The 13242-nt window shown below is 73.1% G+C and carries 9 protein-coding genes; 5 read left to right on the forward strand and 4 right to left on the reverse strand.

Annotated elements, in window-relative coordinates:
- The first annotated feature begins 105 nt into the window (after window positions 1-105).
- Entirely contained in the window at window positions 106-1779 is a 1674-nt protein-coding gene (locus ACIP5W_RS08075; protein ID WP_401468439.1) for a class I adenylate-forming enzyme family protein, read from the forward strand.
- Window positions 1780-1925: 146 nt separating this feature from the next.
- On the opposite strand, the gene ACIP5W_RS08080 is transcribed toward ACIP5W_RS08075, so the two are convergent.
- A complete protein-coding gene (locus tag ACIP5W_RS08080) occupies window positions 1926-2801 on the reverse strand; it encodes a LysR family transcriptional regulator (RefSeq protein ID WP_401468442.1) in 876 nt (291 codons plus the stop codon).
- A 169-nt stretch (window positions 2802-2970) separates the two neighbouring features.
- Between ACIP5W_RS08080 and ACIP5W_RS08085 the strand changes: the two genes are divergently transcribed.
- From ACIP5W_RS08085 to ACIP5W_RS08100, 4 genes are all read left to right on the forward strand, one after another.
- The gene (locus ACIP5W_RS08085; RefSeq protein WP_401468445.1) at window positions 2971-4380 is read left to right on the forward strand and encodes an MFS transporter; all 1410 of its coding nucleotides are present in this window, start codon (window positions 2971-2973) and stop codon (window positions 4378-4380) included.
- Window positions 4381-4446: 66 nt separating this feature from the next.
- Window positions 4447-5058, forward strand: a complete 612-nt coding sequence (locus ACIP5W_RS08090) for a VOC family protein (protein WP_401468448.1) — start codon at window positions 4447-4449, stop codon at window positions 5056-5058.
- Entirely contained in the window at window positions 5055-5309 is a 255-nt protein-coding gene (locus ACIP5W_RS08095; protein ID WP_401468451.1) for a hypothetical protein, read from the forward strand. The genes ACIP5W_RS08090 and ACIP5W_RS08095 overlap by 4 nt, the downstream gene beginning before the upstream one ends.
- A complete protein-coding gene (locus ACIP5W_RS08100) occupies window positions 5306-6547 on the forward strand; it encodes an FAD-dependent monooxygenase (protein ID WP_401468453.1) in 1242 nt (413 codons plus the stop codon). The genes ACIP5W_RS08095 and ACIP5W_RS08100 overlap by 4 nt, the downstream gene beginning before the upstream one ends.
- A 97-nt stretch (window positions 6548-6644) precedes the next feature.
- Here ACIP5W_RS08100 and ACIP5W_RS08105 read toward each other — a convergent pair whose 3' ends face one another.
- From ACIP5W_RS08105 to ACIP5W_RS08115, 3 genes are all read right to left on the reverse strand, one after another.
- Window positions 6645-7514, reverse strand: coding sequence for a LysR family transcriptional regulator (locus ACIP5W_RS08105; protein ID WP_401468456.1), 870 nt, complete (start codon window positions 7512-7514; stop codon window positions 6645-6647).
- A gap of 530 nt (window positions 7515-8044) precedes the next feature.
- Entirely contained in the window at window positions 8045-10588 is a 2544-nt protein-coding gene (locus tag ACIP5W_RS08110; RefSeq protein ID WP_401468459.1) for a SpoIIE family protein phosphatase, read from the reverse strand.
- Window positions 10589-10729: 141 nt separating this feature from the next.
- Entirely contained in the window at window positions 10730-13138 is a 2409-nt protein-coding gene (locus ACIP5W_RS08115; RefSeq protein ID WP_401468462.1) for an MFS transporter, read from the reverse strand.
- Window positions 13139-13242 lie beyond the last annotated feature (104 nt).

Here is a 13242-nt window from a genome sequence, read left to right on the forward strand (position 1 = left end):
ATCAGGATTTCTTATCGGGTGCCGCTGGACGATCCCTTCGGCCGCCGCACAGAATCCGTGCCGCAAGGCAGTGACCGTTTCTCTGCCGCAGACGGAGGTTTCCTCGTGAACGCTCCCGCACTTCCCATGGAATCCCCGACGGCGTTCCCCACGTTCTCCGACGCGCTGGGACGTGCCGCCGCGCGCCGCACCGGGCCCGCCCTGTGGGACGGCGGCCGGTGGCGGACCTGGCAGGACTGCCTGCGCCAGGCCGAACGGACCGCCGGCGCCCTGCACCGGCGCGGGTTCACGGCCGGGGACGTACTGGCGGCCCAACTCCCCAACTCGTGGGAGCTGGTGGTGCTCCATGCCGCCACGGCCCGCCTCGGCGTCCTGCTGCTGCCTCTGCACCGCGCCTACGGCTCCCGCGAGGCACGGGTCCTCATCGAGCAGTCCGGCGCGATCGGCCTGGTCACCGACTCCTTCCGCCGCGGCCACGACCGCGTCGGCGAGATCCTGACCCTGCGCGAGCGGTGCGCCTCGCTGCGGCACGTGTGGGTGCGCACGACGGGGGCGCCCTTGACCGGCGCCGCGCTCCGCGACCACACCGAGCTGTTCGACGAGGAGCCGGAGCCGTCCTCGGAGCTACCGCCGGCGCCCCGGGACCCGCACGCGCCGCTGGTGCTGCTCGCCTCCTCCGGGACGACCTCGCAGCGGCCGAAACTCTGCGTCCACAGCCACGGCGGGCTGCTCGGCAACGCCGCGGCCGTCGCGGCGGACGGCGGGCTCGGTGCCGCCGACACCGTCGTCTCCGCGAGCCCCCTCAGCCACGCCTTCGGCCTGCTGTCGGTGCACCTCGCCCTGGTGACCGGCGGTGCCGTCGGACTCTTCGGCGCATGGGACGCCCGGCGTTTCGCGGACGCCCTGGCCGCCACGTCGGCGACCGCGGCGTTCGCGGTCCCCGCCCAGCTGCGCGATCTGATCGGCCTGCCGGCCGCCGACGGCGCCCCCGCAGGCCCGGTCCTGCCCGCCCTGCGGGAGGTTCGCACCGGCGGCGCCCCCGTGCCCCGCGAACTGGCCGACGGCGTACGGCGGACGCTGGGCGCGCGGCTCGTCGTGCAGTGGGGGATGACGGAGGTCGGTGCCGGCACCTACACCCGGCCCGGCGACCCGCCCGAGGCCGCGTTCACCATCGGCCGTCCGGCGTCCGGCGCCCAGGTCCGGGTGCTGAACGGGGACGGCGATCCGGCCGCTCCCGGCGAGACCGGCGAACTCCAGTACCGCAGCCCCTACATGTTCAGCGGCTACTTCCGCGCCCCGGAGCAGACCGCCGCGGCCCTCACCCCCGACGGCTGGCTGCGCTCCGGAGACCTCGCCGCGCTCGGCCCGGACGGGTCGGTCAGCTACCGGGGCCGTTCGGACGAGCTGATCAACCGCGGCGGGCTGAAGTTCAGCGCCCTGGAGGTGGAGGAACTCCTCGACGACCTCCCGCAGTTGGCGCAGCACGCCGTGGTGGGCCGGCCCGACCCCCGGCTCGGCCAGCGCTCCTGCCTGCTCGGCGCCCTCCGCGAGGGCGCGCGGCTGACCCTGGAGGACGTCACCGAGCACCTCTCCCGCAAGGGACTCGCGACCTACAAGCTCCCGGAACAGCTGGTCCTCGTCGACCGCCTCCCGACCACGGTCACCGGCAAGATCGCCCGCGCCCGCCTGAAGACGATCCCGCTGCCCCCGCTCGCCCCGCGTACGCCCCGCCGCGCGCCCGAGCCGGTGGCCGCACCGGCTGCCGGAGAGACGACGTGACGCCCCGGGACGTGACGCCCCGAGGACCCGTCCCGCCGTCCCGCCCGCCGACGGCTGCCGCCCGGGCCCCGGGCCACGGGGCCGTCCTTTCCGCCCCGCCGGCCTGTCCGTTCGCGTCCCGGGCCCCGCGCCGCGAGGCCCGGCCCTCAAGCAGCCAACTGCTTGCGCAGCACCGTCTGCAGTCCGATGAGGTTGGGGTTGGTGGAGTTGCGGTCCAGCCAGGTCATCGTGACCGGCGTGCGCAGATCGGCGTCGTCGACCTGGACGACCGCGACCTCGCCCCTCTCGGCCTGGGCGCGCACCGCGAGCGACGGCAGCAGCGCGCAGCCCATGCCGGCCGCCACGCAGGCCCCGAGCGTGCCGATGCTGGACACCTCCGCGACCGGCTCCTTCGCGGCGGACCCCGTGAAGGCGTTGTCGTACATCTCCCTGAACCCGCAGCCCCGTTCGGTGGCCAGGAAGGGCTCCGCGGACAGCTCCACGAGGCCGGCCCTGCCGCGGCCGGCCAGCGGATGCTCCGGCGGCACGATGACCACCAGCGGTTCCTCCGCCAGGGTCTCCGCCCGCAGACCGGCGTCCGGCGGCGGATCGCCGAAGGTCAGGCAGACGTCCAGGTCGCCCCGGCGCACCGCCTTGTACAGCTCGCCCCGGTTGCCCTGGGTCACCCGCACCCGCGCCTCCGGGTACAGCGAGCGGTAGCGCGAGAGCACCCCGGGCAACAGGTTCAGCCCCACCGTCTCCAGCGCTCCGACCGCAACCTCCGAGCCGGGCCGGGCGACTGCCCAGCGCGCCTCCTCCAGCAGTTTCAGGATGCGCTCGGTGTACTCCGACAGCGCCACTCCCTGCGGTGTCAGCCGTACCTGCCGCTGCGAGCGGTCCAGCAGCTCCACCCCCAGGTCGCGCTCCAGCGCCTGGATCTGGTCGCTGACGCTGGACTGCGCGTAGTGCAGTTCCTTCGCCGCCCGGGTGACGCTGAGCGTCCTGGCGACGGTTTCGAACGTCCGAAGATGTCGTAACTCCACGACCCCGGGTCCCCCTTGGCTGAACGATCGGCTGAGCCGATGTTACCCATAGGGCATTCCCGGCGTCAGCAGCGGCAATTCGCCTTTCCGGTCGGCTTGAATGGTTTGTGCCGCCGCCAACTCTTCTTGCGCGGACGCGATTTATCGAAACGGAAACGAAGGAGAAAACATGTCGACGCAGGCGGAACCGCAACGGGCTTCCGTCGCACCGGCACGAACCGACAAGCCCTCCCGGACCTTGCTGACCGGCCTCTCGCTCGGCTACTTCATGGTCCTGCTGGACATGACGATCGTTTCGGTGGCGCTGCCCGCCATCTCCACTGACCTGCACGTAGGGCTCAGCGGTCTGCAGTGGGTCACCAACGGCTACACCATCACCTTCGCCGCCCTGCTGCTCACCGCCGGCTGGCTCTCCGACCGCTACGGCGGCCGCCGGATCTTCCTCTGGGGGCTCGTGACCTTCGGGGTGCTGTCGGGCGTCTCGGCCGCCGCGACGACCCTGGAGACCCTGGTCGTGCTGCGGCTCGCGCTCGGCGTCGCCGGCGCGCTGCTGCTGCCGGCCTCCCTCGCCGTGATCACCAACGCCTACTCCGACCCCGCCGACCGCGCCCGCGCCGTCGGCAACTGGGCGGCGATCACCGGCGCGGCGCTCGCGGCGGGCCCGCTGGTCGGCGGCGCGCTCACCGACACCGTCGGCTGGCGCGCCATCTTCCTGATCAACGTTCCGCTGGCGCTGGTCAGCCTCGTCATCACCGTCCGCCTGGCCCCGGAGACCGCGCGCAAGCAGCGCAGCGGCCTCGACGTCACCGGCCAGCTCAGCGCCGTGGTCGCCCTGGGCGCCCTGGTGTACGCGCTGATCGAGGGTCCGGACAAGGGCTGGGGCACCGGCCCGGTGGTGGGATCCTTCGTGGTGGCGGCGGTCGCGGCCGTCGTGTTCGTCACCGCCGAGGCGCGGGGCGGCGACGCGGCGATGCTGCCGCTGCGCATGTTCCGCAGCAAGGGCTTCTCCGCCGCGCTGGGTGCCGGTCTGCTCGCCAACTTCGGCCTGTCGGGCCTGCTGTTCGTGCTGTCGCTGTACTTCCAGGAGAGCCGCGGCTACTCCTCCTTCAGCGCCGGCCTGGCCTTCCTGCCGCTGACCCTGCCCACCGCCTTCAACCCCATCTACACCGGGCGCTTGGTCGGCCGGATCGGCCCGCGCCGTCCCGCCACCACCGGCTTCCTCCTCATGGGCGTCGGCGCACTGCTCCAGGCGCCGTTCACCGACGACTCCGCCCTCGCGCTGGCGGCCACCGTGGTGGGCCTGCTCGCCTTCGGCTTCGGCGTCTCCTTCGCCCTGCCCGCCCTGGTGGCCGGCATGGCGAGCTCCGTCCCGACCGAGCTGGCCGGCATCGGCGCCGGCGCGCTCAACTCCGCCCGCCAGGTCGGCGCCTCCCTCGGGGTCGCCGTCCTCGGCGTGATCCTCAACCTGTCCTCGACCAACGCCGACGGCACGCGCTGGGCGCTGGTCGTCGGCGGAGCGACCCTGCTGCTCGGGGCGCTCATCGCCGGCACGGGACTGCGGGGGCGTTCCGCGAACTGAACGCACCCGAACCGGCCCCGTCGACGCGCAGCGCCCTGCTGTCCTGCCGCCATCCCAGGAGGAGCATTGGCTACCGCATCACCGTCCGCCCGTCCCCGCGCCGGCCGACCGGGCCTGCACGTCGACGGGGTCGACCACCTCGCCTTCGTCACATGGAAACCGCGCGCGACCGTCGAGTTCTACACGCAGGCCCTCGGCATGCCCCTGGTGCACGCGATCACCGCGACAGGCTGGGTCACCGACGACTACCCGGACTTCGTCCACTTCTTCTTCGACATGGGCGCGGGCAACCGCATCGCGTTCTTCTACTACTTCGGCCTGCCGGAGGAGGACGGCCCCAGCGACCTCATGCACCGCTCACGGCACCTCGCCTTCCACGTCGACACCGAGGAGGAGCTCCTCGCCTGGCGTGAACGCCTGAAGGCGCACGGGGTGCGGGTCACCCGTCCGCTGGCCCACGAACTCATCGAGTCGATCTACTTCGACGACCCCAACGGAATCCAGCTCGAGATCACCCGCCCGCTGCGCGAGATGTCCGGCGTCGACTCGCGGGACGCGAAACTCACGGTCCGCGCGCTCGCCGACGTCGCGGAGTCCCCGCGGCCCACGGTCCAGGCGCTGTGGCAGCGCAAGGCGGAGCTCGTCCGCAAAGACGCCCGGACGGAGGTGGCGCGGTGACGCTGGCCCTCTACGTGCTCGACGTCCCGGAGTTCGAACCCGTGGTCCGCACCGCCGAGGCCGCCGGCATGGCTGTCCGCCGCACCGGCGACTACCTCGAGCTGAGCACCGCCGAGGAGGAGATCGTGCTGCACCGCGACCCGGACACGATCCGCACCGCGTTGTGGCACGCCTTCCTCACCGGCGGCCTCGACGGCCGCATCGTCTCCTTCACCTCCGACACGCTCCACCTCGCCAAGGAGGAGGCATGAGCACCCGGCCCCGCCCCGGTACGACGCCCCGGCATCCGGTCCTGGTGGCGGGCGCGGGCCCGGCCGGCCTGAGCGCCGCCCTGGCCCTGCGCGCCGCCGGAGTGCCCGCCGTGGTGCTGGAGCGCCGTACGGAGGAGTCGGTACGGCCCGGCAGCCGGGCCGCCTATCTGCACGGCGCCTCGCTGCGTGAGCTGGAACGGCTGAGCCCCGGCCTCGGTCACGAGATAGCCGGCCGCGGCACGATGTGGGCCACCAAGCGGTCCTACTGGGCCGGTCGGGAGGTGTACACCCACACCTATCCGGTACCGGCGCGCGAGGGGCTCCCGCCGTTCACGAGCCTGCCGCAGGTGATCACCGAGGACCTGATGGCCGCCGCGTGCCGCAAGGCCGGGGTGGAGTTCCACTGGGGCGTGGAGGTGGCGTCCGCCGAGTCCACGCCCGACGGGGTGCGGCTCACGGACTCCGGCGGCGGCGAGTGGCTCGCGGACTACGTGATCGCGGCCGACGGCTCGCGCTCGGTCCTGCGGTCCGCCATCGGCAGCCCGCTGGAGGGGCCGCGCTCGCGGAACACCTTCGTGGTGGTCGACCTCGAGGACGATCCCGACCATCCGATGCCCAACGAGCGGGTCTTCCACTACCGCCACCCCCGGGCCGGCGGACGCAACGTGCTGACCGTGCCCTTCGCGGGCGGCTGGCGGCTCGACCTGAACCTCCTGGTCCACGACGACCCGGAGCGGTACGTCTCCCCGGAGGGCCTGCGCCGCTGGATCCCCCGCATCCTGCCGGAGGCGTACGGCGAGCGGGTGCGGTGGGTGTCGACGTACCGGTTCGCCCAGCAGGTGGCCGCCCGGTTCACCGACGCCCACCACCGGGTGCTGCTGACCGGCGAGGCGTCCCACCTGTTCGCACCGTTCGGGGCCCGCGGCATGAACTCCAGCGTCCCGGACGCCGTCCGGGCGGTGGACGCGGTGGTGGAGGCCCTGCAGGCCGACGGGGCGTCCGCCGCCGAGGCGGCGGTCGCCCGGTTCGCGCGGGAACGCAAGGAGGCGGCGGACTACAACCGCGCCTGCGCCAGCGCCGCCCTGGAGCACATGCTCGCGCACCGTCCCTCGCTGTGGCTGCGCCAGCGGGCCGCGGCGGCGGTGGCCACCGCGGGGCGCCGGGCGGGCGCGTGGCTGGATTCCGCGCCCTACGGGCCGAAGCTGGCCGCGCGCGGCGCCGCGCGCAGCTCGTACTGACCCGCTGTCCCCGCACCTCCTGGAACCGCCCCCGACGGCGGCGTGCCGGACCGGTTCTCCCCCGGACGGTCCGCGGGCGTCGCCGCCGGGGGCCCGCTCAGGGCGGGGACAGGGGTGCGCCCTCGAGTGTGGCGCGGGCCGCGGAGCGGGCTGCGTCGACCACGGACGGGCTCACCGTGGGCGAGAGCGCCAGATAGACGGGCAGCGGGGCCGGCGCCGGGCCGAGTGTCCCGGGCCGGGCGGGCCGCAGTTCGGGGTGGTTGTGGTGGGCGTTCTCGTCCAGCGCGGTGTAGGCGAGCCCCGCCTGTACGGCCGCCCGGACCGCCAGCGGGTCGGTGTTCCAGGGGACGGGGCGCCAGGCGATCCCGTGTTCGGCGAGCGTCTCGACGATGCGGATGCTCAGCGCCGACCGGTCGCCGGTCAGCGCGATCGGGACGCGCTCCCCGGGGGCGACGGGGACGTGGCCGTACCAGCCCAGACGCAGGTGCCCCAGCGTTTCGCGGCGGTCGGTCACCGTGCCCAGCAGCAGGGCCGCCTCCAGTTCGCCTTCGGCGACCTGGTCGGCGAGCGTGGCGCTGACGCCGGTGACCATGCAACATCGCAGGTTCGGTCTTTCGGCCGCGAGTTGGGTGAGCATGGTGCGTAGTCCCTCGGCGAAGTGGATCGAACAGCCCATGCGGAAGGACTCGTGGCTGCGGATCGCCGACAGTTTGTCGAGGACCTCGTTGTTGAGCAGGATGACGCGTCGCGCGTGCGCCACGAGTTCCCGGCCGGCCGGGGTCAGCCGTAAAGGACGCTTGGTACGTTGGAACAAAGGCGCCTGGATGATGGATTCCAGCCGCTGCATCTGCTGGCTCACGGTCGGCTGGGTCACGTGGAGCGACTCCGCGGCACGGGAGAAACCGTCTTCGTTGACCACGGCCAGAAGGGTGCGCAGGAGCTTCACCTCTATGTCTCGCTGTAACACCGCATCACACCTGTTCCGACGGGAACGGCACCGGAGCACCTGGAGAGGCGACGTTTCCGGTGGCGGTTTTTCCGGACGTGCGGCAGCACAACATGGGCCCCCCGTAGCTCGCATATCCAAAAGGCAGGTGGAGGTATTGATACCTGATCGCTCGGATGTGCGACGAGAGCCGCTTCGTGAAAAATGGCGATAAATGCCCGTGTCGTCCGCCAGATTTTACCGGTTCTTCGACTTGGGGGACTTGGCGGGGCCGGGAGCTCGAGGTAATACCCAGCCCGCTCGTCCCCGAAACGCGCATGTTCGGTGCGCCGTTTCCGGCCACCTCACTTTTCGCCGCCTCGCCGGAGAATACCGGGAACCGGAAAGCGGGAATGTGCCGGGGTTCGACACGGAGAGCGCCCGGGCCCGGAGCCCCCCTCCTCGGCCCCGGGTACGGACACCGCCCCGCCTCCGCGCTCGAGGGGTCCCGCGCGGCACCCGTCCCACCGCACCGGCCGGGCCACCGAACTCGTGCACCGCGGGAACGCCGGTCAGCGCCCGGGAAGGGCCAGTTCGAACCAGACCGACTTGCCCGCGGCGGTCCGGCTGGTGCCCCATTCCCTGGCCAGCGTGCTCACCACCCGCAGCCCGCGCCCGGACTCGTCGTCGGGTCCGGCGCTCAGCAGGGTCGGCAGCTCGTGGTCGTCGTCGTCCACCTCGCACAGCAGCGTCTCCCCGCGCACCAGCCGCAGGGTGACCGGCCGTCCGTGCGCGTGCCGTACGGCGTTGGTCACCACCTCGCTGACCAACAGCTCGGCCGGGTCGGCCAGCTGCGCGAGCCGCCAGTCGTGGAGCTGTTCGCGGACCGCGGCGCGGGCCCGGCCGGCCTGGGCGGGGTCGAGGGGGAGGGTCCACTCGGCGACGTCGCCGGGTCCGATGCCGTGGAGACGGGCCATCAGGAGTGCCACGTCGTCCTTGCGGCTGCCCCGGCCCGCCTTCGAGAACGTATCGGCGAGGGCGCGGACGATGGTGTCGCAGGCGTCGTCCATGGAGGCGGCCGGGTGGGCGGCGGACTCGCACAGGGCCGCCAGGCCCACGGCGATGTCCTCGCCGCGCATCTCGACGAGTCCGTCGGTGCACATCACGAGCCGGTCGCCGGGCGCCACGCGCACGCGTACCGCCTCGAAGGGCACTCCGCCGACGCCGATGGGGGCGCCGGTGGGCAGGTCGAGCAGTTCGCTGCGGCCGTCGTCGGCGCGCACCAGCACGGGCGGGACATGGCCCGCGTTGGCGAGGTGCAGCTCGCTCGCGATCGGGTCGTAGACGGCGTACAGGCAGGTGGCGAGGTAGGTGTCGCCGAGGCGCTGGGCCAGGTCGTCGAGGTTGCGCAGGAGTTGCGCGGGCGGCAGGTCGAGCGCCGCCATGGTCTGCACGGCGGTCCGCAACTGGCCCATCCTGGCGGCGGAGTGGAGACCGTGACCCATCACGTCGCCGACGACGAGCGCGGTGCGGGCGCCGGGGAGTTTCACGGAGTCGAACCAGTCGCCGCCGACCCGCCCCAGCAGGGTGCCGGGCAGATAGCGGGTGGCGATGTCGCAGCCCGCCATCCGCGGCGGTATGTGCGGCAGCATGCTGTCCTGGAGGGTCTCGGCGACGCTCTCCTGGTAGGTGTACATGCGCGCGTTGTCCAGCACCAGGCCCGCCCGGGCGGCGAGTTCGGCGCCGGTGACCCGGTCCATGTCGTTGAACTCGGCACGCTCGGGGTGGCGCAGCAGGACCATGAAGCCGAGGACGACGTGGCGGGCCTTCAGCGGGACGACGAGCATCGAACGGCCCGTGATCAGGGGCCGGAGGTCGCGCTTGTCGAACTGCGAGGCGACGGCGTGGCCCAGCTGCTCGCTGATGCGCGGGACGAGGACGGGTTCGCCGCTGGTCATGCACTGGAAGAACGGGGTGTGCTCCGGGAAGGGCATGGCCTCGCCGACGGGCACCACGTCGTCCCAGCGGCCGGGTTCGTCGGTGTGCTCCAGGGCGACCCGGTGCCACATGGTCCTGGTGTCCGGCACGCCCTCGGGGAACCCCTCGCCGGCGACGACCTGTTCGCGCAGATAGGTGCAGGCGACGTCGGTGAAGCGCGGTACGACGGCCCTGCTGACCTCGCCGATGGTGCGGGACAGGTCGAGGGAGGTGCCGATCCTCCCGCTGACCTCGTTGAGGAACTCCAGGCGCTCGCGGACGGCGGCGTGCTCGAGGTCCTCGCCCTCGTTGCCCTCGTCGCCCTCGTCCTCGGGCGCGGACCGACCGGCGGCCGCGGCGCGGGCGGCCCGCTCACGGCGGGCTCTGCGCTCGACGCGCCGCGCGACACCCCAGTCGGGGGTGACGGGCACTCGGTCGTTCTGGCTGAACTCCAGGATGGGATAGCCCAGTTCGAGGACCTGGGAGACGATGCGGGCGCTCTCCTCGACGCTCATGCTGGGCAGGATGTCGGGGAGCCTGCGGGCCAGGTCCTCGGCGCCGGGGAAGTCGGTGTGCAGGGCGAAGCCGGGCGCGATGCGCTCGACGCGCGGGCCGTCGTCCCGGTCGGGCCGGTGCAGGCCCTCGGCGTCGGCGGCCAGCACCAGCAGCCGCTCGCTGCCCGGTCCGACGAGGGGGTACGCCCACCACAGCACGTCGACGCGGGGCCTTTCCCACCCGGCGGGCCGGGGCTCCGTCCCGCCCTGCTCGGGCAGGGTCAGCCGGGCCCGCCCGGCGGCCGGGTAACCCAGCCCGCGGTCGAGGGAGTTCCCCAGCCCGGGTCCGAGGTCGTCGTAGGGCGCGTGGTCGTCGTACGGCAGGTGGTCGTCGTACGGCAGGTGGTCGTCGATGTCGGGGAGGGCGCCCGAGACGGGCAGCAGGTCGATGGCGGGCTCGCCGATCGCCTCTTCCCTGGAGACGCCGAACAGTCGGCGGGCGCCGCTGCTCCAGTGCGAGACGAGGCCGGCCCGGTCGACGACGACCACGGCGAGCGGGATGCGTCCGGTGTCCGCGGCCCCGGGTGGCGCACCACTGCCCGCTCCGCGGCTGGGAGGTGTGTCCCTCTCGGTGCCACGGTCCATGGCCCAGACCCTCTCTCCCCAGAGCTGCACATGATCTTCCCCGCAGTCACCACCGTACGGCGCGCGCCGCTCGGGAGTGCGATAATTCTGGAATTGGTTTCACCGGGGAAGTGCTGGGTAACGGGCTCCCCCGGGGTTCCCTCAGTCCTCGTGGCCCAGTTGCAGATCACGCTCCGTGCGGCCGCCGCCCGCCACTTGCAGCACGGTGGCGACCGGCGGGTAACCCGCGGCGATGACGGTGTACTCGCCGGAGGACAGGTCGACGAAGCGGAAGGTGCCGTCCGGGCCCGTGGTGAGGGTGTCCACCACGTTGCCCGCGGCGTCCAGGAGCGTCACGCGCGCGTCCTCGACGGGCCTCCCGCCGGTGGCCCGGACCGTGCCGCGCAGCACCGCGCCGCCGGCGAGTTCGACGTCCTGGCGGGTCTCCCGCGAGGCCTGCACGGTGACCGGCAGCGCGGCGGGGCGGAAGGCGGGGGCGCTGGCGGCGAGGGTGTACTCGCCGGCCACCAGCTCGGTGATGACGTACCCGCCCTCCCGCCCGCTGCGGGTACTGGCGACGACCTCGCCGTGGACGTTGGTGAGGGTGACGGCGGCGTCCCGCACGGGGGTGCCGTCGGCGGTGACGACGGCACCGGCGAGGCGTCCGGCACCGCCGAGGACGACGTCCAGCTCGACGGGGCGCTCACCGACGGTCACGGAGACCGCCTGCGGCTGGTGCCCGCCGGCGGCGGCGATCAGGACGTACGACCCGGAGCCGGGCGTGGCCAGCGCGTACCGTCCGTCCTCGCCGCTGGCGCCACGCCCGATCTGCTGTCCGGCCACGTCGATGAGGGTGAGCGCGGCGCGCGGCACGGCGGTTCCGTCGGGATGCTGCACCGTGCCGCAGACGGGGATGCCCGCGGTGTACGCGGCACGGGCCTGCGGGATGGGGGTGGTCACGGGCGCGGGCTCCGTTTCGGTGGCGTGGTGGGACACCAGCGGTTTCTCCTTGAGGAAGAAGGCGAGGACGAGGCCGAGGACGAGCACCGGCACCAGGTACAGGAAGATCCTCGGCATGGCGTCGGCGTACGCGCCGATGTAGGCGTCGCGCAGCGCCGGGGGCAGGGTGTGGACGAGCTGCGGGGTGATCGACTCGGGGTCGGGGAGGCCGGCGTCCGCGCCGCCGGGGAGGCGCTCGCGCAGGGAGTCGGCGAGTCGGTCGGCGAAGAGCGTGCCGAAGACGGCGGCGCCGACGCTGCCGCCGATCTGGCGGAAGTAGTTGTGGGCGCTGGTGGCGGTGCCGAGGTCGGCGGGGCGCACGGAGTTCTGCACGGCGAGGACGAGGACGGGCATCACCAGCCCGATGCCGGCGCCGAGGACCGCCATCCAGAGGCTGTAGTGCAGCCGGGGCGTGTCGGCCTCGAGCCGGGACAGCAGCCACATGCCGAGCACGGCGAGGCCGCCGCCGAGGACGGGGTACATCCGGTAGCGGCCGGTGTGGGTGATGAGCTGTCCGGAGACGACCGAGGTGACGACGATGCCGCCCATCATGGGCAGCATGAGCAGCCCGGACTCGGTGGCGGAGGCGCCGTCGACCATCTGGAGGAAGGTCGGCAGATAGCTGGCGGCGCCGAAGAGGGCGACGCCGGTCACCAGCCCCACGAGGCTGGTCAGGGTGAAGACGGAGTCGCGGAACAGCCGCAGCGGGATGAGGGGTTCGGCGGCGAAGCGCTCGGCGACCAGGAAGAGGACGGTGGCCAGGGCGGCGCCCGCGCCGAGGGACAGGACGAGGCGCGAGTCCCAGGCGTGCTCGGTGCCACCCCAACTGGTCAGCAGGACCAGGCAGGTGGAGGCGGCGGCGAGCAGCAGGGTGCCGAGCACGTCGAAGCGGGGCCTGGTACGGGGCTTGGGCAGCTCGAGGACGACGGTGACGACGGCGAGGGTGAGCATGCCGAAGGGGACGTTGATGTAGAAGCACCAGCGCCAGGACAGGTGGTCGGTGAAGTAGCCGCCGAGCAGCGGTCCCGCGACGGAGGCGAGGCCGAAGGCGGCGCCGATGAGGCCCATGAAGCGGGCGCGCTGCCGGGGCGGCACGATGTCCGCGATGATCGCCTGTACGCCGATCATGAGCCCGCCGGCGCCGACGCCCTGCACGGCGCGGAAGGCGATCAGCTGTTCCATGGTCCGCGCCCGTCCGGCCAGCGCGGAACCGACGACGAAGACGACGATCGCGAACTGGAAGACGCCCTTGCGGCCGAGGAGGTCGCCGAGCTTGCCGTAGACCGGCAGTCCGACGGTGGCGGTGAGCAGGTAGGCGGTGATCGCCCAGGACATCTTGTCCAGGCCGTGCAGTTCGCCGACGATCTTCGGCAGCGCGGTGGCGACGATCATCTGCTCCAGCGCCGCGAGGAGCAGCGCGAGCATCAGCGCGAAGAAGACCAACCGCACCTGGCGGGGGCTCGGTCCGGCGCGGCGGGCGGTCCCGGGCGCGGCGGGCGGTGGAGGTGTTGCCGCCGGCGCGCTCCGCGCTCCGTCGTGCAGGTCTGCCTGCACCAGAGTGGTCCCACCCACCTACCGCTCCCCTCGTCGCACCTGCCGCACAAGTCCCGCGTGAAGCGACAACTCCGAGCAGGCGCGACGAGTTACGGCGCCGACCCGGTCCGAAGGGAGAACCA

The organism is Streptomyces sp. NPDC088766, assembly GCF_044750845.1.
In the GTDB taxonomy this organism is placed as follows: Bacteria; Actinomycetota; Actinomycetes; order Streptomycetales; family Streptomycetaceae; genus Streptomyces.